The sequence below is a fragment of the Bradyrhizobium daqingense genome (assembly GCF_021044685.1).
Lineage (GTDB): Bacteria > Pseudomonadota > Alphaproteobacteria > Rhizobiales > Xanthobacteraceae > Bradyrhizobium > Bradyrhizobium daqingense.
This window is the reverse complement of the sequence record NZ_CP088014.1, coordinates 6,465,799-6,485,575: the sequence shown is the minus strand read 5'-3', so window position 1 is coordinate 6,485,575 and position 19,777 is coordinate 6,465,799. Positions and strand designations below refer to the sequence as shown.

The window sequence follows — 19,777 nt, the reverse complement described above, 5'->3', positions numbered from 1 at the left end:
GCATGACGCCGAGTGATCGGGGACGCATCCGTCCGCTCTAGCTGCAATTCGTGACCTGGTTCGAGCACAGCGCGCGCCACCAGCCGCGGACGCCGTCATGGCTCTCGACCAGGCCCCAATATCCGCTGCAGGCGAGAAGTCGCTTCGGTCCGCCGTCGCCGTCAATCGGGCCGCCGTGCTCACGCTGTGCGGGCATCCATTTGGCGTCGATGAAGGGGGCCTGAAACAAGCCGCCCGCACGTGCGGAGCCATTGGCATAGCTCGCGCCGACCTTGCTGGCCGCCACCCAGCCGCGCCCGGCATAGGGTTTTGGCGCGTTGCGCGGGTATCTCTTCTCGTCCTCGTAGTCTTTGCCCGGCGGCTTCGCGCCCGCGATCAGGAACCAGCCATCCCGGAAGCCGATGATGCGGAATTCGGTGAGCCAGCCGCCCTCGGGCGTGTTCTCCGCTCCGCCGAGCTTGAGCCGGTAGGGCGGCGGCAGGGTGCCGAGCACGCGCGCTTTCACCGAGGGCTCGGCGCGCACGTTGAGGCCGTTCGGATCCTTGTCGATGGACCAGGCGCCGAGAGCGCAGGGTTCGGTACCTGCGGGCAGGGTGGAGCGCTTTGCCGCGAGATCGGCGTGCATCTCGGCGAAATCGGTGTCATCGCCGTCCGGAGCCGGCTCGGTGCGCGGCTTCAGTTCGGCCGAGACGGCCCGCGTCGCGTCCGGAGTCAGCGTGACGACCAGCCTCTGACGTGAAGCGAATACGCTAGCTGGAGTCTGCGGGTCATTCGATGTCGCGGCATAGACGGCGAGGTACCCGGTCGCGCCTTCGGTCCGATAGGCTGCGCCGGCGACATAGCCTGCCGGCACCAGGGCGAGCGCGCTTGCGCGCCACGCCGGTTCGGTGTCGTCCGCGCACGCCGCCTGTGTCGCGACAGGCAGGATCGTTGCCGCGATGATACGGAGCGCACGCATGGTCATTCGACGCGAGCCGTTAGGCCCGCGTGCCCGTGAACGGGAAGCTGCCCATGGGGCCGATGCCCATCTCGCCGCTGATGCTGTCGCCCGAGACCGTGCCGGTGAATTCCAGCGTGAGTGGCATCGGGTTGTCGATCGAGACCTTCCAGGAAACGTTGTCGCCAGAGACGGTGCCGTCGAAAATCTCGGCGGTATTGCCTTCTGCACCTTGCGTGCCCGTGAGAGTGCCGCACGCGGCTCTTAGGCTCAACGTTGCCTGGCGCTCGCCCATCGGCGTCGTCATGGTCAGATTCCAGTTGCCGTCTACGGCCATTCCCGTCTCCCGAACAAATCACCGGCGGACCGCGACGATCCGCGGCCAGTCCCGTGGCGAGCCTATAACCCAACTCGACGCGCCTGCCTAACCCCGCATTCAGGCGCGGGCAGCGGCGCGTCGGCGGCTGCTGACGATGATGCGCAGAACGACGTACTGCACGGCAAAGGCCAGAATCTTGCCACCGCCCGCGACCACCGTGAGATAGAATGCCCACAGCTTCAGATCGCCCGTCGAAGCGACCACGATCATGCCGACGCCGATCACGAACATCAGCGCCGACCAGGCATAGCCCGCGGCGGTCACATATTCCGGAACCGTCTCGACGACGATCGGCGGCATGTAGCGCAGCATCCAGCCGCGCTTGAGCATGATCAGGCCGATCGCGAAATGCGCGATCGCGGGCTTTGCCAGCATGAAACGGGCATCGTTGGTCAGCAGCGTGATCGCGCCAAGTCCAACGACGAGCGCGAGGCTCGCATAGGTCATGTAGTTGAGCGGCTGCCCTTTGATGCGGGCATAGATGACCTGCGCGACCGCGCCGGCGATCGCCACCGAGGTCGCCAGGATGACGTTGTCGGTGATGAGGTAGATGGCCAGGAAGAGGATTGCGGAGAAGAGGTCGGAGCCGAGACGGGCAAATACGTCCTTCATCGTGATCCTGTTCAGCGGGCGTTGGGGCAATGCGCGGGTGGCCGTACCATACTTGGTCTGACGATGCGCGGCATACTATTTTGTGACATGAATCTCGGTGTCGCGGGGACCAAAGATTGACGAGAACGCGACCGCCATCAAACGCGTGGCCGCAGCCCAGGGCGCCAGTCATGATGTTGGAATAGTGAAATCAGGCTCGTCGGGCCGGCTGGAACCAATTCAATAAAATCGATGGTTTCCGAGCAGAGTTGAGTCATTGAATCGTCACAGGGTCCAAACCGTATAGGCGACCTCCAAAAAGTGAAGCAGCGCAACGACCTGATCTAGCGAGGCATCGACCCATTCCGCCCAAGGCAGGTGGGACAGGATCGGTAGCCCCGAGACGATCAGAAGGCAGACCGCGAGCAGGATACCGCCGTTGAAGAACGTGAGACTCCTTTGCCCCGTCAGTAATGCGAGTGCGGCAGAGGCCAAGGCGAGGACAGCGAGGAGGTCGGCGGTGATCGAGGGCATGTGCATGAGACCTCTTTGGTGACGCAGCATCAACGTGATCTGAAATCGCTGTTTCGTCGCGCACGGAAACGACGCCAGCTACTGGGCACCCACCCAATTGCCGTGAAAGCCGTCGGGCACGCGGTGGCCGAGCTGTACCAGCGCGGCGGGGCCGGCCTCGACATCGATGGCATTGAACACGGCGAGATCGCTGCGGTTCTCCCGCGCGCGCCAGACCACCGCAAGCAGCCAGCCGTCGCCCTCGACCGCATCCTTCGATCGCTCGACGAACACAGGCTCGGAAATGGTATCGCCGACCGGCAGCAGATAATGGCCGAGCCGTCGGCCGTTGCCATCGACATGGACGATGCCCGATAGCGCGCCGAACATCGGCAGCCTCGGATTTGCGCAGGCGTACCAGCCGTGACGGCTCTTCAACCCGGCACGACGATCGTCGATGCGCGGAAATTCGCCGGTGAGATCGTCGAGATAAGTCTGCTGGAAGCGGTCGGTGTTGCCCGAGAGATCGAAGGTCCAGCGGCAGTGCCGGGCGCGCGACTTCTCCGGATCGGTCGGCCGTCCGTCCGGATGCGGAAACAGTGGCGCTTCCTCGAACTGCATGACGTCGGCGATGATGCGGCCATCCTCCTCCCACGCATTCATGATGTGGAAGACGTAGCAGGCTTCACCGCGAAACCAGACGATGTCCTTGGCCGTGCCGCTGCGCTTCATCACGCCGACATAGGCGCCCTTGTCCGGCTCCCAGGCGTAGGGCGGCTTCCCGCTCATCGCGCGCTCCATGCTGCCGGTGATCGGCAGGATCGGAAACAGCACATGGTTCGCGGTGACGATGAAGTCGTGCACCATGCTGGCATAGGGGGCCTCGAACCGCTCGAAGCGCGTCGCCTTGCCGGAGGCATCGATCGATCCGTAGGAGAGGGCCGGTGTCAGCGGTCCCGCGGCGTTGTAGCCGAAGAACACGAGCTCGCCCGTGACGGGATCCACCTTCGGATGCGCGGTGAAGCTGCCGGCGACGCGGCCCTGGTAATTGTGATAACCGCGCGTCGCCAGGGTGCCGGGCTCGATCTCGGTCGGCAGATGCGCTTCTTCCAGCGCGAGCAGCTTGCCGGCATGGAAGACGATGTTGGTGTTGGCGACGCCGCCGTCGGTAAGCTCTTTCGGTGCATCCGGCAGCTTGCGGCCGAAGCCGCCGAACAAGGCGCGGCCGGCGTCGTGCTCGGCCAGCCATTTCGGTGTGCGGACCCAGCGGTTGCGGTAGCTGGCGCGCCCATTCTCGAGGTGGAAGGCGTGCAGCATGCCGTCGCCCACGAACCAGTGCGCGCCGGGCGAGGAGAACTGCGGATTGGGGCCGTTGCGATAGAGCGTGCCGTTCAGCTCGCGCGGCAATTCTCCGATGACCTTCAGGAATGGCGCGTCGGCCTCGAAGGGTATAGGCGCGATGTTGTTGTGGCGATCGGTGGCGGCGTCCTGTTGCACGGCGTATCCTCCCGATCTTTACATCGTAAAGATGAGTTATCGCCGTTCGTCGTTCCGGTCAAGCGAAATCTTTACACTGTCAATATTGCGTCATATAGCTTGTCCCATGGGCAAGAGCGAAACGGCGCGGAACCCGCGCACTCCGAAAAAGCTGGCTGCGAATACGCACGTGCGTGCCGCGCGGCGCCCCGCGGCTGCGAAGACCGAGACTCCCTACCATCACGGTGCCTTGCGCGAGGCGCTGCTCCAGGCCGCCGAACGGGTGCTGGAGCGGGACGGACTTGCCGGCCTGACATTGCGCGCGGTGGCCCGCGAGGCGGGCGTCTCGCATGCCGCGCCGACGCATCATTTCGGCGATCTCACCGGGCTTCTCAGCGAACTCGCCGCCGTCGGCTTCCGCCAGTTCAACACCGCGATGGCCTCGGCCTGCGATGCCGCCACGACGCCGCTCGAACGCGCGCTGGCGAGGCCGAAAGCCTATGTCGCCTATGCGCAGGCGCATCCCGGCATGTACGGCATCATGTTCCGCACCGAGCGGCTCGATTATTCGAGACCCTCGCTGCACGAGGCCGCCGAAGCCTCCTTCGCAGGACTTGCGAATGCCATCGGCATGATGCGGCAGGAGCAGATCAGCGAGAATGCGCTGACGCTGAACCAGGGCGCGGCGATCGCGCGCGCCTGGGCCATGGTGCACGGCTTCACCATGCTGCTCTTGGACGGACGGCTGAAGGACATTCTGGAGCGGCTGCCTGAAGGCACCAGCACCGAACGACTGCTCGAGGCGATGCTGACGGCGCCCGTCACGGGCAAGCTGCCGGGTCCCTGATCCCGCGAAGCAACTCTTGCCATAGTGCGGCGTTGACGCCGCATGGCAAAAGCATCCCGCGCTCCCTGGAAACGTCAGAACCCGCGCAAGCGTGCGGGCAAGGCGTCCAAGCAACTAAGTCCCGCGCAGAAGTCGGCCGCGAAGAAGCGTGCCCGCCGTGCCGGTCGCCGCTATCCCAACCTCGTGGACAACATGCGCATGGCAGCGAAGAAGAAATCGAAGTCGAAATCATCGAAAGCAAAGAAGTCTGCGAAAAAGACATCAGCGAAGAAGTCGCGAAAGCGAACTGCGAAGAAAGCTGCAAAGGCCAGGCGTCGGACTTCAGCCAAGGAAAAGGATCCACGCGGCGGCCTGACCGCAGCAGGTCGCAAGGCTTTCGCACGCAAGCAGGGCGCTCACCTGCGGCCCGGCGTCACCAAGAAAGCCTCGGAGATGACGCCGCAGGAGATGCGTCGCAAGGGCAGCTGGGCCGTGCGCTTCTATGGCCGCGCGAAGCTGCCGCCGCTCGTCGATGCCAAGGGGCAGCCGACCCGGCACGCGCTTTCGGCGCATGCCTGGGGCGAGCCAGTTCCGAGGACGGTGGCCGCGGCACGGCGTACTGCAGCAAAGGGCGAGCGCCTCCTGGCACGCTATCGCCGCACCAAGGCCAGAGGCTAGCGCGCCGTCGCCAGCTCGACGGCGCGGCCGGGCGCGCCGATGACCTTCACCTGATCCTTGCCGCAGGTGAAGCCGCGGGCGAAATCGTCGGCAGCCTTGCGGGCGAGCTCATTGGCGGTCGGATTGGCGATGGCATCGACATAAGCGACGTGGCAGACCGGCCCCGGCGGCAGCCGGGTCACAACGAGCATGGACATGGTGCGCGGACGCCCCTGCTTGTCGGGATCGCCGCTGTCGGCGATGTGCCAGCGCTGGATGATCGCAAACGGCTTTGCGCCGGCAGCGCGCCATTCGACGGTGGTCTCCGATGAATTGAACGGCGCGAACCAGACGTTGGCGGCCGGTTCCTTGGCCGCTTGCTTCCGCGTGCGGCCGATCGAGACGATTTCGCGTAGATCGTCCTCGGCATCAGCACGACGAGACCAATCTTGCCCGGACACACCCGCGTGGTGCTGCCGTCGAGGTCGCTGGGCTTGCCGATCTGGCGGCAATCCTTCGGCGCCGTCGATGTGTAGGTGCTGCCCACGGATTGGGCGTTGGCGCAGCCGAGGCCGGCGCATATCAGCAGCGCGGTGAGGGATGGAGCGGCAATGCGGATCATGATGACGCTTCGACAGCTGGAACTTCGTAACGTCAGACGCCTTGATTGTGGGCAAGGTTCAATCCGCGCCGCCAGACACCTGACAGCGGCGCGGAATCGTTCTAGAAGAGCGGCTTCGCTTTAAGCCGTTCCGGCCTCGTTCGCGTCCTCGTTCCCTCTGATCATGCCAGCCACATCTTCAAACAAACCCTATCGCGTCGGCCGCTCCAAGACTGGACTCGGCCTCTTCGCCACCAAGCCGATCAAGAAGGGGACCCGGATCATCCGCTATTTCGGACCGATCCTGGACTCCAGGATTCCGGCGCATGACGAGATCGAGAACAAATATCTGTTCGAGCTCAACGGGCGATGGACTATCGACGGTTCGGTGCGCAAGAACCTCGCCCGGTACATCAACCATTCCTGCCGTCCCAACGCGGAATCCGATGTCCGTCCGCGCGAGCGCAAGGTCTTCATCCGCGCAATCAGGAACATCGAGCCGGGCGACGAGATCAACTACGACTACGGCACCGACTATTTCAAAGCCTATCTGAAGCCGATCGGCTGCAAGTGCGACTCCTGCGAGAAGAAGCGCAAGAAGCTGCGCGCCGAGGCGCGGGCCGAACGCGCCAAGGTGAAGGCACGCGATGAGCGCAAGGCCAAGAAGGCGGGCACCACGAGCCCCAAGACCAAGGCCGCCAAAAAGAAGAAGCTCAATGGTCATGCCTTCGCCAAGGCGAACGGCCGCGCGCGAGTCTGAGCTCAGGCTTTCCCTGGAATAGTCAATCGCCCGGCTGAGCCGGGCGACGACTGCGCGTGGTGAGCCGCTTGAACTACGCCGCAACCGAGCTCCCGCTCTTCCGCAATCCCACATATTGCAGCTCGGCGAACACGCCGGTCGCGATCGCCTGCGCCACGACCATCAGCATGCCGGCGAGGTTCGGCGACACGGCCCCCGAAAGCAGCAGCGCGATACTGCCGACCGTCCAGGCGGCATTGCCGATCACGACCAGCAGCACAAGGGCCCTGGGAACGGACGCGCGCGCAGCGAGCCACCCCACCAGCGCGGTGTAGGCGATCAGGAACAGGCCGGCTTCGCGCAGCAGCGCCTCGGGCAGGCTGAACAGCGTGGCAAACGCGCCCGTGCCGAAGGTGAAACCGAGGGCGGCGACGCCGCTGAAGACGGCATCGGCGAAGAGTGCACGGCGCAGGAAAGTGGAGGCTTCGATCATCGTGGTTCTCCTTGGTTGAGGTGGGGAAGGGACGTCAGCGCACGCCGCGCCACCAAGCGCGGACGATGCGGGCAAGGCGGAACGGGCAGAGGCTCTTGCCGACGCCGTGCTCGAATGCGATGACCTGCGCGACGACATAGTCGCCGGTCGAATGCACGAGCGGTTCGGGCATGTTGAGGCTCCGCGCCAGCATCCGGGTTGCGAAGGCCATGGCCCAGGGCAGGACGTGGTCTGCGATGGTCCGGTAGAGCAGCAGTGCGATCATGGTCATCTCCTGTTGCGACCGAAGATGCGTCCGCCCGCGTCCCGATTCGATTACCTGACTGGTAATGGAAGCACCGAAATCCGCATGCTAGGTTTTTGGTCATGAACGCACATGCATCCACCGCACGCACCGAACGCAGCCAGCCGGTCCATATCGGCGACCATTTGCGCGAATGGCGGCAGCGCCGCCGCATGAGCCAGCTCGATCTCGCCGGCGAAGCGGAGATCTCGGCACGGCATCTGAGTTTCGTCGAGACCGGCCGCGCGGCGCCCTCGCGCGACATGGTGCTGAGACTCGCCGAACGTCTCGACGTGCCCTTGCGCGAACGCAACGTGCTGCTGGTCGCCGCCGGTTACGCGCCGGCGTTCCAGCAGCGTCCGCTGGAGGATCCCGCCTTGAAATCAGTCCGCCAGGCGATCGACCTCGTCCTGAAAGCGCATGAGCCCAATCCAGCGCTGGCGGTGGACCGGCACTGGAACCTGGTGTCCGCCAACCGCATGGTGGCGCCGCTGCTCGACGGCATCCCGCAGCATCTGCTCGGCCAGCCCGTCAACGTGCTGCGGCTCGCCTTCCATCCCGAGGCGCTGGCCCCGCGCACGGTCAACCTCGCGGAATGGTGCGGGCATCTGCTGGAGCGGCTGCACCGGCAATGCGAGGCGACGGCCGATCCTGAATTGATCAAGCTCTATAACGATCTGAAGAGCTATCCCATGCCGGCGCGCTCGGCGCCGCTGTCGAGCGACAATGTCGCGATCCCCTTCAAGCTGCGCCACGGTGGAGAAATCCTCAGCTTCTTCTCCACCACCATGGTGTTCGGCACGCCCGTCGACATCACCCTGTCAGAGCTGGCGCTGGAGACCTTCTTCCCGGCGGACGAGCGCACCGCGGAACGGCTGAAGCAGATGGCCGCGAGCCTTTCCTAGCTGCCCGTCCTGGCGGCGTTTACACCACGCAGCGCTGCTCGCATAATCGGCGGATGGATACACGCCCCTCCCGGCCCCTGCGGCCGGCCAATCCGGCCGGTGATCTCTTGCGCGCCTGGCGCATGCGCCGTGCATTGAGCCAGGCGGAGCTGGCGTTCGAGGCCGGCATCTCGGTCAAGCATCTCAGCCACGTCGAGACGGCCAAGGCGGCGGCCAGCCGGGACATCCTGCTTCAGCTCGCCTCAGCGCTCGATCTGTCGCTGCGCGACCGCAACGCGCTGCTCGAGGCCGGCGGCTTCGCGCGGCAATATGGCGAGCGCGATCTCGCCGCGCCGGAGCTCGCCGATGCGCGGCGCGCCATCGATCTCTTGCTGCGACGGCACGAGCCGTTCCCCGCCATCGTGACCGACCGGCGCTGGAACGTGAAGCAGGCCAATCGCGCCGCCTCGCGCCTGATGACCATGCTGCTCGGCCCCGAGCGCATGCAGCGCCCGCTCAATCACATGCGCATGTTCCTCGCGCCGAACGAGCTCAAGCCGTTCGTTGAGAACTGGCCGAGCGTTGCGGCGGCACTGTTATCGCGGGCGCGCCATGAAGCCATGGCTGCGCCGCTCGATGACGCCCTGCAATCGACCTGGCGCGACTTGATGCGCTTGCCGGACCTGCCTGAGCCTCAGCTCGAGGATAGCGCCGTGCCGGGGCCGCTTTGCGAGGTGCGGCTGCGTAGCGGCGAGGTCGGCATCGGTCTGATCGGTGCGGTTCTGACGCTCGGCACGCCGCAGGACGTGACGCTGCAGGAGCTCCGCGTCGAGATGTTCATGCCGGCGGACGCGGCGTCCGAAGCCACGCTGATCGGGCTTGCCGCTCAGGACGCCTGAGCCTGCACGGCCTCACGCCGCTCGAAGGTCATGGCCTGCATCACCTCGGCGAACGGACCCTTGCGGTCGCTGAGCGTTGCCGTGGTGAGGCCCGCGCCATTGGCGCCGACGCGGGTCGCGGCACGGATCAGGATCCAGTCGCCCTCCGGTGGACGGAAGAAATAGAGGCTGATCTCGGGATTGATGAAGGTCCAACTGCGCATGTCGACGACCTGAGCGACGCCGCTGGAAAAGTCCGCGGCTTGCACGGCCTGGAGCATCGGCGTATTCGGCTCGCCTTCGACCAAGGCCGCGTCGAGCCGCATCCAGGCGGCTGCGGGACCCGGCTTCTCCAGCGCGCCCTCGATCAGCCGCACCGACACGTTCTGGAAATAGCAGCTCCATTTCTGCGCGAAGGCCGGCGGCGGGCTGCCTGCTTCCGGCGCCTTCTCCGACGTCGTCGGCGCGGCGAACGGATCCGGCGGCGACTCGCCGGCCTGCGCCGTCAGCAGCGCCGTGCAGCGGCCGATCTCGGTCTCGCCGTCCATCAGCCGCACCTGCACGGTCTTGGCCTTGCGGCCGTCGCGCAGCCATTCCGTCGCGGTCGTGAAGGCGCGCAGCCCCGCCGGTCGCCACAGGTCGAAGGTCAGGCGCCGCACCGCAAAGCCCGATTGGGTCGCGAGCCGCTCGACCTCGCGCGCCATCAGCGCGGTGGTGGCACTTCCCTGCAACATGTCGGGTGACCACGGGCCGCCGGCATGCTCCGTCGCCCGGAAATGATGGCCTTCTGGCCTGAAAATGGCTGTCATGGCAGTCTCCCGCTGGCTCGATCGTGGCCGCGAGTATCAGAGCAGGGCGGGCCCCTCACAATAACCGCAGAGGTGAAGTCGTGAGCCATGCGGGGCGGGCGGCTTGCGCAGCCTCCGGTTCGGCTTATCTTCCGACGGACCCAATGCCCGAAGGAGGCGCCGCCATGAGCACGCTGAAACCGCTCCAGATCGACGTCGTCTCCGACGTGGTGTGCCCCTGGTGTTATATCGGCAAGCACCGCATCGAGAGCGCGCTGGCGCTGGTGCCCGACGTTCCGGTCAAGCTCAATTTCCGGCCCTTCTTCCTCAATCCCTGGGTGCCCCGCGAAGGCATCAGCCGCGAGGCCTATCTCACGCAGAAGTTCGGCTCGGTCGAGGCCTACAAGGCCATTGCCGGGCGCGTCGTTGCGGCCGCGGTCGAGGAGGGGCTGATCTATAAGCCCGAGCTGGTGGCGCGTCAGCCCAACACCACCGATTGCCATCGCCTGATCCTCTGGGCCGAGGCGATCGGCAAGGCTCCCGAGATGAAGCAGCGTCTGATGGAGCTCTATTTCCGCGACGGCGGCGACCTCACCGACGTGAATGTGCTGGTGCAGGCGGCTGCCGATATCGGTCTCGACGCCGAAGATGTGCGCAAGCGCCTCGCCACCGACGAGGATGTCGCGCGCGTGTCGGCCGATGCGCAGGAGGCCGCCGAGAAGGGCATCTCCGGCGTGCCGACCTACGTCTTCGCGCAGAAATACGCCGTCTCCGGCGCGCAGGATCCGAACCTGCTCGCCCGCGCCATCCGCCAGGTCTCGGCGGAGATCAACGCCGAGGCGGCGCAGTAAGCTGGCCTATTTGCGAAGTAGGCGAACGGCGCGGCGCGCCGCCGCGTAGGCGGCGTCGTGCGCCACCAGCGCCCCGTGGATCAGCATGACCACCGGATCGTGCCGGCGCAGCGGGACCAGCACGTCGCCGATCGCAAAACGTCCGCGCCAGATCGGGTTGATCATGGGATGGTCCGCACCCGCGGTCGAATCCGCGCTGGCAATGGCGGGATCGGCGCAGAGATGGCGGGTGAGGTCGAGCGTGAGCTGCACGCCCGGCGAATATTTTGCAAAGCGCTCGTCGATGCCGAGCTTGAAGAAAAAGGCGCGATCCTGGTGACGCAGCACGATGCCGGCGGCGACCGCTGTCGTGCCGGCGCGAAGCGTGATGATCTCGACTTGCGCGGTGTCCGCCAGCGCCGCGACGGCACGGCGGATGAAGGTCGCGTCACCTGCATGCTGGATCAGCGCGGTGCCGCGCTTGCCCTTCCAGCCGCTGGCCTCGAGCTGCAAGAACGTTTCGAGTGCCGGTGCGATCTCGTCGCGCCCTCGCGCGACCTCGAACGTGACGGGGCCGTTCTCTTCGAGCCGATGGCGCTGGCGGCGCAGCTCCTTGAGCTTCCGGGCGCCGAGGGCTTCGCGTAGCAGTGCATCGCCGTCCTGCGTCGCATCGAGGCTGGCGCGGATGTAGGAGCTGAGCACGCGCGGTTTCAGGCCGTCGCGATTGAGAACGTGATTGAGCGCGGTCATCGCTGCGCCGTCGAGCGCGATGTCGTTCAGCACCAGCGCATGGGCGCCGGTCGCGCGCCCCTGCCGCAACAGCTGCGCGGCGCCCGCGATGGATGCGTCCCGGTCGATCAGCGGGCTGCACAGCGTGCCATAGGGATGCGCGCTGACCAGCGCGGGCAGCGGGATCTTCCAGGCGCGCCAGAGCGAGGTCACCGGCATCAGCCCGATCAGGCGGGTCGAAGCTGCGTCGAATGCGGTCAGCGCCGAGGCATCGGTGCGCCCGCGCGCGGTCGCGCTGACGGCGAGCGCCCAGCCGGGCAGGTAATAGCCGTTCGGCTCGATCGCGCGTTGCGCGAGCGCACGCCATTGACCGGCCTCGATCGAGGTGAGTGGAACGCGCGCGCGTGCCGTTGCGGCGTCCCCTGCGGATGCCGGACTGACTGCTGCCTGCTGCGCGATGTCGACCACGTCCCGTCGTCCCAAGCCCGTGTTGATCGGCCATGCTTAGCGTAAAGATTGGAAAATACCGTTGGGACGCCGCGTCAATTCGAATGGTAGTATTAACGTCTCGTTGAGCATCCGTTGCGCCCGATCGCCGGTCGTACCGATGGATGCACAGGGATTATTCCGGACCTGGAGAATCACGATGATCGCGACGCCTTTCACGCCTATGGCATCGCTCCTGGGGGGCGCGCTGATCGGGGTGTCCGCCGTTCTGCTGATGTGGGCGAACGGACGTATCGCCGGCGTCAGTGGCATCGCGGCGCGGCTGTTTCCGCCTTACGAAGACGGCGAGTTTGCCGGCCGGCTCGCCTTCGTCGCCGGTCTCGTCGCGGCGCCCGTGCTGATCCTGCTCGTCACCGGACGACTTCCGGCGCAGACGATCGCGGCCGGGCCGACCGTTTTGATCGTCGCGGGATTGCTCACCGGTTTCGGTTCGGTGTGGGGCAGTGGCTGTACTTCCGGCCATGGCGTCTGCGGGCTGTCCCGCCTCTCGGCGCGCTCACTGGTCGCGTGATGCGGCACTGGAGCTGACGGCGATGGCCGTTCTCGTTCAATTCGCGATCGGCCTGATCTTTGGTCTCGGCCTCATCGTGTCCGGCATGTCGAACCCGGCCAAGGTTCTGAACTTCCTCGACCTCGGCGGCATTCCGGCGGGGACTTGGGATGCGAGCCTTGCCTTCGTGATGGCCGGTGCCGTCGCAGTGACCTTCATCGGCTTCAACCGTGTCCTGAAGCGCGCGCGTCCGGTCTTCGCTGAGCGGTTTTATCTTCCCACACGAGGCGACATCGATGTGAGGATCATCGCAGGCCCCGCGATCTTCGGCATCGGCTGGGGATTGGCAGGCTTCTGTCCGGGGCCGGCCCTGACCGCGCTCGGCTTCGGATCGGTGTCTGCCGTGATCTTCGCAGCGGCGATGTTTGTGGGCATGGTGCTGGCCCGGTTCATCGCGCACTTGCCATCGGCGCGCGTCGTCGCGTCGGCCGATTCACTTGAAACCTGATCGGAAGGGACCGGGCGAGTGTCTCGCCCAGTCCTGCCCATCGTGACGTCATCGATTACCAGCGGTCGTTAACGCCGACCCCGACGCTGACGCCGGGTGCGCGGATGCCGACGCCGGCGCGCGGGCCGTCGTCATAATGGCGATGATAGGTGCGGCGCTCGTAATAGCGATCGCTCGGCATGGTCGCATAGGAATCCCGCACGATCACGCGCGAGCGGCTGCGGCTGCGGTAGCAATTTCCGTCCTCGTCGCAGACCATCCGCACTTCCTGGATGAGATCGGGATTCATGTATTCGCCGGTCGTATAGACGTCGGCCGCCTTGGCACCAGTTGCCGCGGCCAACGCACCGACGCCTGCCAACAGCGCAATCGTGAATGTCTTCATCATGTCCTCCTCGAAACTGCCCTCGGCGGTAACAAGAAGGGGAGGCGGTGATCGTTCCCGGCTGCGGTGCTGGTTTTTCCCGGAACCCGGCGGCGCGCGAGGCGGTTTGTTCCTAGATCGGCTCGTAAGTCTCGGTCCCGCAGATGTCGTCGGCTTCCGCGCGTCGGCGATCGACGACCTTTCCGCCCATGATCGTCACGACGTAGGTCTGGGCGCCGAGCGATGATCCGGTTGCCGAGGTGAGCTGCGCGCGGACGCAAGCCGTCCAGCCCGGGCCGCGCACCTCGCGATGAGGCGGCGCAACGTGGACCTCGCGCGGATACGATGTACTGAGGAAGACGACGTCGATCTGCTCACGCACCACGCGCTTGACGTCAGGGGCCGGCTCGGGCGGCGGCTGCTCGGCTTCCTTCATGCGCATGAACTCGGGCACCGGCGCCCGGCTATCGGCAAAGCCGCATCCACCGAGCACGAGCGCGCCGGCGAACAGTGCCGCATGAGCAATGAGCCGCAACATTCCGTGAAGGTCCCCTGCGGGCCAACACATAGGCACGAATGCGATCCGGCGAAGTCGGGCCCGATCAAGTTTTGCTGAAGTCTTGGAACCCGTAGCATTTGCTATTACGGGATTGCAGGCTAGTTTGTACCCTAGGCGAGGGGGATTGCATCAATGAGGGTTTTGGTCATAGCCGCCGCATTGCTGGCGTTGGCGACCGGAGCGGCCGAGGCGCAGGGTCGGCGCCAGCCCAATGAAGGGACCAAGCAGGGGGACAACAAGCCCAAGGTCGACGAGAAGGCCTACAAGGCCGCACTCGAGCGCATTCCCGAGCCCAAGGACAAGTATGATCCGTGGGGCGGGGCGCGCCCGAGCGAGCCCGCCAAGAAGACGAAATAGAACGAGGCGATTCCGATGGCTCCCGCTCCTCGCCACTGCGAGGACCACACTTGACGGTGTTGGCAGTCTGGTTCGGGCCTTCGAATTCCGACCTGGCGATCTCGCGGTACGCTCGCCCGAGCTAATGCCGCGAACCAATTCCAGCCGACGCCGCAGTTCGTCGAGGACAGCCTGATCTTCTGCTCGCCGTTCAACGAGGTGATCGCGCGCGATGCAGCGCCGCGGCCACTCCGCGACGGCAATCGATCGGCGACAGAGTCTGGGTTTCGGCTGGCGCTGCGCCGACATTGTGGTCGCGCGCCATCGATCGTCCTGGCGGACGATTCTCGCGGTCTGATCCATGATCATGCTCGCGATCGTCGTGCTCGTGATAGCAAGCCTGCGTTGGTGTCGCCGCCGTCGTACCACGCGATCATAATCGTGTTGTGGATGTGATGCGAACGTGTGTTCACATCGCGTGCGTCATTGCACGAAAGCGAGACCTACGCGCCGGTCGTGTCGCACGCTGTTCGATCATTCCCGTCAATCCATCATGACGATTGTGAAACGGCGCATAGAAATTACGTTGAACTAAACTCAATACTGGCTTACTTGCACACCGCTTCAGACTTCGCTCACGACGTCGAAGCGGCGAGTCACTTCCCGCAGACTTTTTCCTGCAAGCCCTTTCCTTTATGGCGTTACGCGCCGATGGAGATTCCGATGAAGACCACGCTTTCGCTTCTGTTCGCCGCGGCGCTTTCGCTGTCGTCGATGCCCGCCCACGCCGCCAAGTGGGACCTCTCGACCATGAGCTGCAAGCAATTCCTCGAGAGTGGGGAAGACAACATCGCGGTCGTGCTGACCTGGATGGACGGCTGGTACAAGGGCGACGAGGACAACGCGATCATCGACACCGAGGTGTTCATTGAGAATGCCAAGAAGTTCGGTGCCTATTGCGGAAAGAACCCGACCGTCAGTGTGGTCACCGCGGCCGACGAAATTCTCGGCAAGTAGTTCTTAGAGCGTACCGCCTGAAGCGCGGCTGCAATCGCGCTTCGGTCTCTCGCTTCGATGCAAATGTGTTCGACAAAAACGTGATGGAGAGCCGCGGTGCGCCTTGCGCTGCCGCGGCTCTCTTCCTTCGGGAAGAAGCTCAGCCCGGCAGCATCGCGAACGCGCTCGACACCATCGCGACCGGCTTGTTGTCGGAGGCCGACAGCAGCGTGACGCGGCCGAAGCTCATGGTGCGCCCGAGCCGCACCACGCGGGCGTCCGCAAGCACGTCCGAGGACGTGGCCGCGCGCATGAAATGGGTGGTCTGGTCGACCGTGGTCATCGGACGATAGCCGCGATTGGCCGCGAAGATCGCAATCACCATCGCGGTGTCGGCGAGCGCCATCAGTGCCTGGCCGCAGACGATGCCGCCGTTGCGGCACAGCCGCTCCGAAAATGGCATGCGCAGGAGTGCGCCCGGCTGCCAGTCCGGCGCGTCCGCGGGTGGTGCGGTCTCGATGCGCTCGACCGAAAGGTCGAGATCCTGAACCCAGGGCGCAAAGACCTCGCCGAGGATGCGTCCGGCCTCCGTGATGCCGAACTCGGCGTCTGGCTGCATTGGCATTACCGTCGTTCCCTCCATTGTTGCCGGATGTTTCCGCTGCATTCTGCGCATCGACGCGGCAAAGTCACCCGGTCCGGCGCCGGCCCGGTCGGCTTGAAAATGCCCGACTTCGCCCGATATGATGCCGCGCTTGGGTACGGGTGGATGATGTTGCGTCGATGTGTCCTGGTCTTTTGTCTGGCTGCGCTCGGCCTGGTGCTGAACGGGTGCACCAGATGTGGGCCGATCTGGGACGACTGGCTGCATGCGCCGAAATCTTGCAGATCGGACCGGTTGTAACGGCCATGTGACCCTGGGGTTGCGCTTCGCCGCAACAAGGACGACAAGGCGCGGGCGATCCGCGCATCATGGATGATCAAGGAGTGGATGATGAAGTTTTTCCGTTTGGCCGCGGTGCTGGCCGTGCTGGCGGGACCTGCCTATGCGCAAATGCCCCAGCTCAATTTGCTGCAGGATGCGCCGAGCAAGACCCCCGAGGAGAAGGCCGCCGAAGCCGAACGTGACAAGGCCTACAAGGAAACGCTGAAGAAGATTCCGGATACCAAGACGTCCAACGATCCCTGGGGCGGCATGCGCTCCGATCCGCCGAAGCAGTCGGCGGCGCCGAAGGCCTCGGCGGCGACCAGCGCACCGAAGAAGAAATCCGGCACGGCCGCCAATTGATCCCGCGCCGATCGGAGGCGGTTGAGACCTCCGATCGGGACTCCCCTTTGCCCTGCCGGCCTCCTACATTCCGCGAAAGCGTATTGCGTCAAGGAGGCGTGACATGGCCGATCGCCCGCGGGATCTCGCCGAGCGCATGGCGCGCCGGCGCAAAGCAGGCGGCAAGGCGGGCCATGCGACCGGCGACGGCTATCTGCGCGAGACCTTCACGCTGCCGCGCGCGGCGGCGCGGGCGAGGGCGGAGGCCTTCTTCGCCCGCTATCCCAAGGCGGGTTACATGAGCGCGGTCGAGACTTGGCGCGAACTGCCCGGCGGCGACATCGAGTTCACCATGCGCCGGCTGCCCAGCGCCGATTAGGGTCGCACTCCTAGTCTAGGGTTTCCGAGACGATGCGAATCCGGAACACCGGCTCCTTGGTCTCGTCCAGAAGCTCCATGTGCCATTCGGAATTTTCCTGGAGCTTGCGCGCAATGCCGGCGGCCATGTCGGCGCAGACATTGGTCATCTCCTTCCAGGCCGAATCGCGATCGGCAAATTCCGACGCCTGATCCGCGCAGCCGGAATAACGGCCATTCCGGATTCGAAAAAAATAGAGCGGCATGGCTGGCACCGATCGCGCGTGATGGCCCGCCCTCCAAGGCCACGGGCGCGCAGTGCAATCCCAAATCCCGGTCAGATCAATTCCGGGCGGCTACGGGCTTCACCTTCCGGGGTCGCGCCGCCACCCGCTGATCGCGCTCAGGCCGTTTTGCGCTCGATGGCCTTCAGCTCCCGATCGATGCGCAGTTGCGCCCGCCGGATCGCGAGCAGCTCGATCTTGGTCTCGGTCCGGCCGGTCTTGATCTGGTCGCCTATGCGGAACTGCCACTGCCAGATGCCGGGTATGGCCGTCTTGGCGACGGTGAACTCGATGCCCCTGTGATTCATGGTCATCTCCCACGATTCACCTTCCCTGACCCACAACATGATGGGCGTCATGATATTCCCCGGACAAGCGAAATATGTCGGCAAACCCCTCGCCGTTCACGGAAATCGCACGCCGGGAAGGGGGCTGGAACTCTGTTCATGGTCGGAGAACCACGGAGTACCTTCGGCATGTGCCTTGCTTCGTCTGTGAGGCAACCATGGACCTCTCATGCTCGGCATTCCCCGCCGCTACTCCCATGTCGTCTTCGGCGTCATCCAGTCCGGGCTGACCTCGCTGATCGCGGCGGGCATCGCCAGCTTTCCCGCCGCCAGCGCGATGGTCTTCCTCGGGCACTGGATGGCGTCGTGGCTGATCGCATGGGCTGCGATGCTGCCGATCGTGCTGCTCGCCGCGCCTGCCATCCGCGCCATCGCGCTGCGGTTGACACGCGAGGATGGCGAGCTGCGAACCCGCCGGCAGGCATGAAAAAACCCCGCTTGGGGAGAGCCAAGCGGGGGAGAAAGTTATTGGAGGCTGAGGTGCTGGGCTGCAACACCTAGCAAGGCGACCATAGCCGCCTGCGCTTACGTCAGCCTGACAGTTCGGCAGATCGAATTCATCGCGTGTGCCCGCCATGCCCGCAAACAGAAAACCCCGCTCGGGGAGAGCGGGGTCCTCGGTTGGGTATGGAGGCCCGGTGTTGGTCCACCGGGCACTTCGACACTAGGCGATCCGGCTTACAGGCGCTTGACGGGTGCAACGAATGGCTGGGATCGCGAGGCCTCAGACTGGCCCCGCGCCGGTCCCAATTTCGACATCCGGCCGCACGACTGGCGACACATCGGTCGGCAAGATTCCGGATCGGTCCGGCGCGCCATGGGGGAAACGTGGCGCGGCGGCAATGGGGTGGCATCATGGACAACGTAGAGCGGTCATTCGCCGCCGCGACGGCGGCTGGCTTCGTCGTGCTGGTCATCGGCCTTGTGCTGCTGGCCCTGCTATAAGCGGGCCCGGTGGGCGCCCTCGCGCGCCGCTATCGCCAAAAATCGACGAAAACAACCCCATGCACAGTAGAGCGCCGGGGAATTCGGTCGTGAAATCAATTGGTTGACTGAGGTATTTAGATACCTTAATTGCGCGCGAACCGGGGTCGGGGCCGTGCCGGTTCCCGAGAGGTCGACGCCTTGCGCCTCGCTGCTGACCTTCGACTTTACCGCGGCCAGCCATCGCTGGCTTAGCCTCAGACGGGTCCGACGCCCGCCGGCCGGCTTAGTGGACCTTGATCTCGTCCAGGGGCAGACGGAGCTCGGCGGCACGCTCGTCGCGGTCCTTCTTGCGGAACTCGTTTTCCCTGCGCTCGAACTTGAGCATTTCCTCCTGTGCGGCCTCGAGCAGGGGGTTGCGCCTGATGGCGCTGGGCTGCGTGTTTTCAGTCATGGCTGAGATCCCCAGAGTTGCGGTCCCATCCCGACAGAAGGCCGCAGGCCGCGAAAAGGTTCAGTGCGCTCGGATTAAGGATTTATGACGGCGCGCAGGCCGCACGTCTTTGATGCGGGTCAGCTTCGTGGACGAGGCGGGCCGCTATTTCGGCGGCTGCAGTCTTGGAAATTTGACCCAATCATGCAGATGATTGGCAACGTCGGCCCGGCGCGCCTTCTTGAGCAGGGCGTCTCGCTCGGGGCCAGGCGGCAGCCTTAAGGCCTGCTCCTCGACCTGCTTCACCCATGCGGCCAGCCGATCCTGGAGGGTCAGCTGATTCTTGAATCGCCGTCGCCTGAACATGACGCGCTCATTTCCATCGGAGAAGGCGGGAGCGCGATTGGCGTTCTCGTCACCGGTCGTCGCCAGGATTCGTGCGGTGATGTCGCATTAGGATCCGTAAACGGATCCGGGTCTGTTCAGTTGTGCACGCAGGGGGTGCAAGGGAGATCGACGATTGTTGGGCGCTCGAGGTCAGACACCGACGGTTCTTCAAATCGAAGCCGCCAACCACGGCGGCCTCTGAAGATCGAGCCAACGATATCAGTGGCAGGGCTTGCCCAGCATCTGGGCGTACCTGCTGTGGCAGCCATCGTGCAGCTGAGACTTCTTGGTGATTTTGACACCGGCTTTCGGCGCGGCCGATGTCGGCGTGTTCGCCGACTGCGCCTGCACCGATGGCGAGCCGGAGAGCAGGGACAGTGCAAGAACGATCGTGACGATTGACCTCATTCATCT

30 protein-coding genes and 1 pseudogene are annotated in these 19,777 nt (G+C 65.0%); 13 read left to right on the top strand and 18 right to left on the bottom strand.

Going from position 1 to position 19,777, the window contains the following annotated elements:
• Positions 1-37: 37 nt before the first annotated feature.
• The 5 genes from LPJ38_RS31095 to LPJ38_RS31075 all read right to left on the bottom strand — a co-directional run bounded on the left by LPJ38_RS31095 (position 38) and on the right by LPJ38_RS31075 (position 3,917).
• Positions 38-958: an SH3 domain-containing protein gene (locus tag LPJ38_RS31095; protein WP_145628694.1), complete on the bottom strand. Its 921-nt coding sequence runs from the start codon at positions 956-958 to the stop codon at positions 38-40.
• 19 nt (positions 959-977) lie between these two features.
• On the bottom strand, positions 978-1,274 hold the full coding sequence (locus tag LPJ38_RS31090) for a hypothetical protein (protein WP_145628692.1): 297 nt from the start codon (positions 1,272-1,274) through the stop codon (positions 978-980).
• A 99-nt stretch (positions 1,275-1,373) separates the two neighbouring features.
• Entirely contained in the window at positions 1,374-1,928 is a 555-nt protein-coding gene (locus LPJ38_RS31085; protein WP_145628690.1) for an inner membrane-spanning protein YciB, read from the bottom strand.
• 264 nt (positions 1,929-2,192) lie between these two features.
• Positions 2,193-2,441, bottom strand: coding sequence for a hypothetical protein (locus tag LPJ38_RS31080; protein WP_347339006.1), 249 nt, complete (start codon positions 2,439-2,441; stop codon positions 2,193-2,195).
• Between the two features lie 78 nt (positions 2,442-2,519).
• Positions 2,520-3,917, bottom strand: coding sequence for a carotenoid oxygenase family protein (locus LPJ38_RS31075; protein WP_145628686.1), 1,398 nt, complete (start codon positions 3,915-3,917; stop codon positions 2,520-2,522).
• A gap of 106 nt (positions 3,918-4,023) precedes the next feature.
• On the opposite strand from LPJ38_RS31075, the gene LPJ38_RS31070 reads away from it, so the two are divergent.
• Both LPJ38_RS31070 and LPJ38_RS31065 read left to right on the top strand, forming a co-directional pair.
• Entirely contained in the window at positions 4,024-4,743 is a 720-nt protein-coding gene (locus tag LPJ38_RS31070; RefSeq protein WP_145628684.1) for a TetR/AcrR family transcriptional regulator, read from the top strand.
• 42 nt (positions 4,744-4,785) lie between these two features.
• On the top strand, positions 4,786-5,400 hold the full coding sequence (locus tag LPJ38_RS31065) for a DUF6321 domain-containing protein (RefSeq protein ID WP_145628682.1): 615 nt from the start codon (positions 4,786-4,788) through the stop codon (positions 5,398-5,400).
• Here the strand turns inward: LPJ38_RS31065 and LPJ38_RS31060 are convergent.
• Positions 5,397-6,001: pseudogene (locus tag LPJ38_RS31060) on the bottom strand (hypothetical protein). The gene LPJ38_RS31065 and the pseudogene LPJ38_RS31060 sit on opposite strands and share 4 nt — an antisense overlap.
• Before the next feature lie 163 nt (positions 6,002-6,164).
• On the opposite strand from LPJ38_RS31060, the gene LPJ38_RS31055 reads away from it, so the two are divergent.
• A complete protein-coding gene (locus LPJ38_RS31055) occupies positions 6,165-6,740 on the top strand; it encodes an SET domain-containing protein (RefSeq protein ID WP_145628680.1) in 576 nt (191 codons plus the stop codon).
• 73 nt (positions 6,741-6,813) lie between these two features.
• Here the strand turns inward: LPJ38_RS31055 and LPJ38_RS31050 are convergent, their stop codons facing one another.
• Complete coding sequence (locus LPJ38_RS31050) at positions 6,814-7,212, bottom strand: hypothetical protein (RefSeq protein WP_145628678.1); 399 nt, start codon at positions 7,210-7,212, stop codon at positions 6,814-6,816.
• Between the two features lie 34 nt (positions 7,213-7,246).
• On the bottom strand, positions 7,247-7,477 hold the full coding sequence (locus LPJ38_RS31045) for a hypothetical protein (RefSeq protein WP_145628676.1): 231 nt from the start codon (positions 7,475-7,477) through the stop codon (positions 7,247-7,249).
• Positions 7,478-7,578: 101 nt separating this feature from the next.
• Here LPJ38_RS31045 and LPJ38_RS31040 point away from each other — a divergent pair, with 101 nt between their 5' ends.
• On the top strand, positions 7,579-8,400 hold the full coding sequence (locus tag LPJ38_RS31040; protein WP_145628674.1) for a helix-turn-helix domain-containing protein: 822 nt from the start codon (positions 7,579-7,581) through the stop codon (positions 8,398-8,400).
• Positions 8,401-8,453: 53 nt separating this feature from the next.
• On the top strand, positions 8,454-9,278 hold the full coding sequence (locus tag LPJ38_RS31035; RefSeq protein ID WP_145628672.1) for a helix-turn-helix domain-containing protein: 825 nt from the start codon (positions 8,454-8,456) through the stop codon (positions 9,276-9,278).
• On the opposite strand, the gene LPJ38_RS31030 is transcribed toward LPJ38_RS31035, so the two are convergent.
• Positions 9,266-10,066, bottom strand: a complete 801-nt coding sequence (locus LPJ38_RS31030) for a thioesterase family protein (protein WP_145628670.1) — start codon at positions 10,064-10,066, stop codon at positions 9,266-9,268. The two genes, LPJ38_RS31035 and LPJ38_RS31030, sit on opposite strands and share 13 nt — an antisense overlap.
• Before the next feature lie 164 nt (positions 10,067-10,230).
• Between LPJ38_RS31030 and LPJ38_RS31025 the strand changes: the two genes are divergently transcribed.
• Positions 10,231-10,896, top strand: coding sequence for a DsbA family oxidoreductase (locus LPJ38_RS31025; protein WP_145628668.1), 666 nt, complete (start codon positions 10,231-10,233; stop codon positions 10,894-10,896).
• Positions 10,897-10,902: 6 nt separating this feature from the next.
• Here LPJ38_RS31025 and LPJ38_RS31020 read toward each other — a convergent pair whose 3' ends face one another.
• Entirely contained in the window at positions 10,903-12,072 is a 1,170-nt protein-coding gene (locus tag LPJ38_RS31020) for a GNAT family N-acetyltransferase (protein WP_145628666.1), read from the bottom strand.
• 178 nt (positions 12,073-12,250) lie between these two features.
• Here LPJ38_RS31020 and LPJ38_RS31015 point away from each other — a divergent pair, with 178 nt between their 5' ends.
• The gene (locus LPJ38_RS31015) at positions 12,251-12,622 is read left to right on the top strand and encodes a YeeE/YedE family protein (RefSeq protein WP_145628665.1); all 372 of its coding nucleotides are present in this window, start codon (positions 12,251-12,253) and stop codon (positions 12,620-12,622) included.
• A gap of 22 nt (positions 12,623-12,644) precedes the next feature.
• Positions 12,645-13,109 carry a DUF6691 family protein gene (locus LPJ38_RS31010; RefSeq protein ID WP_145628663.1) on the top strand — a complete coding sequence of 155 codons (465 nt, stop codon included), beginning with the start codon at positions 12,645-12,647 and terminating at the stop codon, positions 13,107-13,109.
• Between the two features lie 55 nt (positions 13,110-13,164).
• On the opposite strand, the gene LPJ38_RS31005 is transcribed toward LPJ38_RS31010, so the two are convergent.
• On the bottom strand, positions 13,165-13,497 hold the full coding sequence (locus tag LPJ38_RS31005) for a hypothetical protein (RefSeq protein ID WP_145628661.1): 333 nt from the start codon (positions 13,495-13,497) through the stop codon (positions 13,165-13,167).
• A gap of 109 nt (positions 13,498-13,606) precedes the next feature.
• A complete protein-coding gene (locus LPJ38_RS31000; RefSeq protein WP_145628659.1) occupies positions 13,607-14,011 on the bottom strand; it encodes a hypothetical protein in 405 nt (134 codons plus the stop codon).
• Positions 14,012-14,164: 153 nt separating this feature from the next.
• On the opposite strand from LPJ38_RS31000, the gene LPJ38_RS30995 reads away from it, so the two are divergent.
• Both LPJ38_RS30995 and LPJ38_RS30990 read left to right on the top strand, forming a co-directional pair.
• The gene (locus tag LPJ38_RS30995; protein WP_061847401.1) at positions 14,165-14,389 is read left to right on the top strand and encodes a hypothetical protein; all 225 of its coding nucleotides are present in this window, start codon (positions 14,165-14,167) and stop codon (positions 14,387-14,389) included.
• A 702-nt stretch (positions 14,390-15,091) separates the two neighbouring features.
• On the top strand, positions 15,092-15,385 hold the full coding sequence (locus tag LPJ38_RS30990; RefSeq protein ID WP_167520237.1) for an HdeA family protein: 294 nt from the start codon (positions 15,092-15,094) through the stop codon (positions 15,383-15,385).
• A 139-nt stretch (positions 15,386-15,524) separates the two neighbouring features.
• Here LPJ38_RS30990 and LPJ38_RS30985 read toward each other — a convergent pair whose 3' ends face one another.
• Positions 15,525-15,989, bottom strand: a complete 465-nt coding sequence (locus LPJ38_RS30985; RefSeq protein ID WP_145628655.1) for a PaaI family thioesterase — start codon at positions 15,987-15,989, stop codon at positions 15,525-15,527.
• Between the two features lie 369 nt (positions 15,990-16,358).
• Here LPJ38_RS30985 and LPJ38_RS30980 point away from each other — a divergent pair, with 369 nt between their 5' ends.
• On the top strand, positions 16,359-16,652 hold the full coding sequence (locus LPJ38_RS30980) for a hypothetical protein (protein WP_060737811.1): 294 nt from the start codon (positions 16,359-16,361) through the stop codon (positions 16,650-16,652).
• Positions 16,653-16,755: 103 nt separating this feature from the next.
• On the top strand, positions 16,756-17,010 hold the full coding sequence (locus tag LPJ38_RS30975) for a hypothetical protein (RefSeq protein WP_060736527.1): 255 nt from the start codon (positions 16,756-16,758) through the stop codon (positions 17,008-17,010).
• 10 nt (positions 17,011-17,020) lie between these two features.
• Here LPJ38_RS30975 and LPJ38_RS30970 read toward each other — a convergent pair whose 3' ends face one another.
• Positions 17,021-17,254: a DUF6894 family protein gene (locus tag LPJ38_RS30970; protein WP_145628653.1), complete on the bottom strand. Its 234-nt coding sequence runs from the start codon at positions 17,252-17,254 to the stop codon at positions 17,021-17,023.
• A 137-nt stretch (positions 17,255-17,391) separates the two neighbouring features.
• Entirely contained in the window at positions 17,392-17,580 is a 189-nt protein-coding gene (locus LPJ38_RS30965; protein ID WP_145628651.1) for a hypothetical protein, read from the bottom strand.
• Positions 17,581-17,788: 208 nt separating this feature from the next.
• On the opposite strand from LPJ38_RS30965, the gene LPJ38_RS30960 reads away from it, so the two are divergent.
• On the top strand, positions 17,789-18,046 hold the full coding sequence (locus tag LPJ38_RS30960) for a DUF2798 domain-containing protein (RefSeq protein ID WP_145628649.1): 258 nt from the start codon (positions 17,789-17,791) through the stop codon (positions 18,044-18,046).
• A gap of 783 nt (positions 18,047-18,829) precedes the next feature.
• Here the strand turns inward: LPJ38_RS30960 and LPJ38_RS30955 are convergent.
• The 3 genes from LPJ38_RS30955 to LPJ38_RS30945 form a co-directional block, all read right to left on the bottom strand.
• Positions 18,830-18,997, bottom strand: coding sequence for a hypothetical protein (locus LPJ38_RS30955; RefSeq protein ID WP_167520236.1), 168 nt, complete (start codon positions 18,995-18,997; stop codon positions 18,830-18,832).
• 144 nt (positions 18,998-19,141) lie between these two features.
• Positions 19,142-19,342 carry a hypothetical protein gene (locus LPJ38_RS30950; protein WP_145628645.1) on the bottom strand — a complete coding sequence of 67 codons (201 nt, stop codon included), beginning with the start codon at positions 19,340-19,342 and terminating at the stop codon, positions 19,142-19,144.
• A gap of 240 nt (positions 19,343-19,582) precedes the next feature.
• Positions 19,583-19,771 carry a hypothetical protein gene (locus LPJ38_RS30945; RefSeq protein ID WP_145628643.1) on the bottom strand — a complete coding sequence of 63 codons (189 nt, stop codon included), beginning with the start codon at positions 19,769-19,771 and terminating at the stop codon, positions 19,583-19,585.
• Positions 19,772-19,777: the final 6 nt, after the last annotated feature.

Excerpts from the sequence above, each read along its gene's own strand:
- LPJ38_RS30995 (WP_061847401.1), top strand. The coding sequence starts at position 14,165 with ATGAGGGTTTTGGTCATAGCCGCCGCATTGCTGGCGTTGGCGACCGGA.
- LPJ38_RS31090 (WP_145628692.1), bottom strand. The coding sequence starts at position 1,274 with ATGGCCGTAGACGGCAACTGGAATCTGACCATGACGACGCCGATGGGC.
- LPJ38_RS30950 (WP_145628645.1), bottom strand. The coding sequence starts at position 19,342 with ATGTTCAGGCGACGGCGATTCAAGAATCAGCTGACCCTCCAGGATCGG.
- LPJ38_RS31055 (WP_145628680.1), top strand. The coding sequence starts at position 6,165 with ATGCCAGCCACATCTTCAAACAAACCCTATCGCGTCGGCCGCTCCAAG.
- LPJ38_RS31035 (WP_145628672.1), top strand. The coding sequence starts at position 8,454 with ATGGATACACGCCCCTCCCGGCCCCTGCGGCCGGCCAATCCGGCCGGT.
- LPJ38_RS30955 (WP_167520236.1), bottom strand. The coding sequence starts at position 18,997 with ATGACTGAAAACACGCAGCCCAGCGCCATCAGGCGCAACCCCCTGCTC.
- LPJ38_RS30975 (WP_060736527.1), top strand. The coding sequence starts at position 16,756 with ATGGCCGATCGCCCGCGGGATCTCGCCGAGCGCATGGCGCGCCGGCGC.
- LPJ38_RS31050 (WP_145628678.1), bottom strand. The coding sequence starts at position 7,212 with ATGATCGAAGCCTCCACTTTCCTGCGCCGTGCACTCTTCGCCGATGCC.
- LPJ38_RS31070 (WP_145628684.1), top strand. The coding sequence starts at position 4,024 with ATGGGCAAGAGCGAAACGGCGCGGAACCCGCGCACTCCGAAAAAGCTG.
- LPJ38_RS30965 (WP_145628651.1), bottom strand. The coding sequence starts at position 17,580 with ATGAATCACAGGGGCATCGAGTTCACCGTCGCCAAGACGGCCATACCC.
- LPJ38_RS31030 (WP_145628670.1), bottom strand. The coding sequence starts at position 10,066 with ATGACAGCCATTTTCAGGCCAGAAGGCCATCATTTCCGGGCGACGGAG.
- LPJ38_RS31095 (WP_145628694.1), bottom strand. The coding sequence starts at position 958 with ATGCGTGCGCTCCGTATCATCGCGGCAACGATCCTGCCTGTCGCGACA.
- LPJ38_RS30960 (WP_145628649.1), top strand. The coding sequence starts at position 17,789 with ATGCTCGGCATTCCCCGCCGCTACTCCCATGTCGTCTTCGGCGTCATC.
- LPJ38_RS31080 (WP_347339006.1), bottom strand. The coding sequence starts at position 2,441 with ATGCCCTCGATCACCGCCGACCTCCTCGCTGTCCTCGCCTTGGCCTCT.
- LPJ38_RS30990 (WP_167520237.1), top strand. The coding sequence starts at position 15,092 with ATGAAGACCACGCTTTCGCTTCTGTTCGCCGCGGCGCTTTCGCTGTCG.
- LPJ38_RS31000 (WP_145628659.1), bottom strand. The coding sequence starts at position 14,011 with ATGTTGCGGCTCATTGCTCATGCGGCACTGTTCGCCGGCGCGCTCGTG.
- LPJ38_RS31005 (WP_145628661.1), bottom strand. The coding sequence starts at position 13,497 with ATGATGAAGACATTCACGATTGCGCTGTTGGCAGGCGTCGGTGCGTTG.
- LPJ38_RS31040 (WP_145628674.1), top strand. The coding sequence starts at position 7,579 with ATGAACGCACATGCATCCACCGCACGCACCGAACGCAGCCAGCCGGTC.
- LPJ38_RS30945 (WP_145628643.1), bottom strand. The coding sequence starts at position 19,771 with ATGAGGTCAATCGTCACGATCGTTCTTGCACTGTCCCTGCTCTCCGGC.
- LPJ38_RS30980 (WP_060737811.1), top strand. The coding sequence starts at position 16,359 with ATGAAGTTTTTCCGTTTGGCCGCGGTGCTGGCCGTGCTGGCGGGACCT.
- LPJ38_RS31015 (WP_145628665.1), top strand. The coding sequence starts at position 12,251 with ATGATCGCGACGCCTTTCACGCCTATGGCATCGCTCCTGGGGGGCGCG.
- LPJ38_RS31065 (WP_145628682.1), top strand. The coding sequence starts at position 4,786 with ATGGCAAAAGCATCCCGCGCTCCCTGGAAACGTCAGAACCCGCGCAAG.
- LPJ38_RS31010 (WP_145628663.1), top strand. The coding sequence starts at position 12,645 with ATGGCCGTTCTCGTTCAATTCGCGATCGGCCTGATCTTTGGTCTCGGC.
- LPJ38_RS30985 (WP_145628655.1), bottom strand. The coding sequence starts at position 15,989 with ATGCCAATGCAGCCAGACGCCGAGTTCGGCATCACGGAGGCCGGACGC.
- LPJ38_RS31025 (WP_145628668.1), top strand. The coding sequence starts at position 10,231 with ATGAGCACGCTGAAACCGCTCCAGATCGACGTCGTCTCCGACGTGGTG.
- LPJ38_RS31045 (WP_145628676.1), bottom strand. The coding sequence starts at position 7,477 with ATGATCGCACTGCTGCTCTACCGGACCATCGCAGACCACGTCCTGCCC.
- LPJ38_RS30970 (WP_145628653.1), bottom strand. The coding sequence starts at position 17,254 with ATGCCGCTCTATTTTTTTCGAATCCGGAATGGCCGTTATTCCGGCTGC.
- LPJ38_RS31085 (WP_145628690.1), bottom strand. The coding sequence starts at position 1,928 with ATGAAGGACGTATTTGCCCGTCTCGGCTCCGACCTCTTCTCCGCAATC.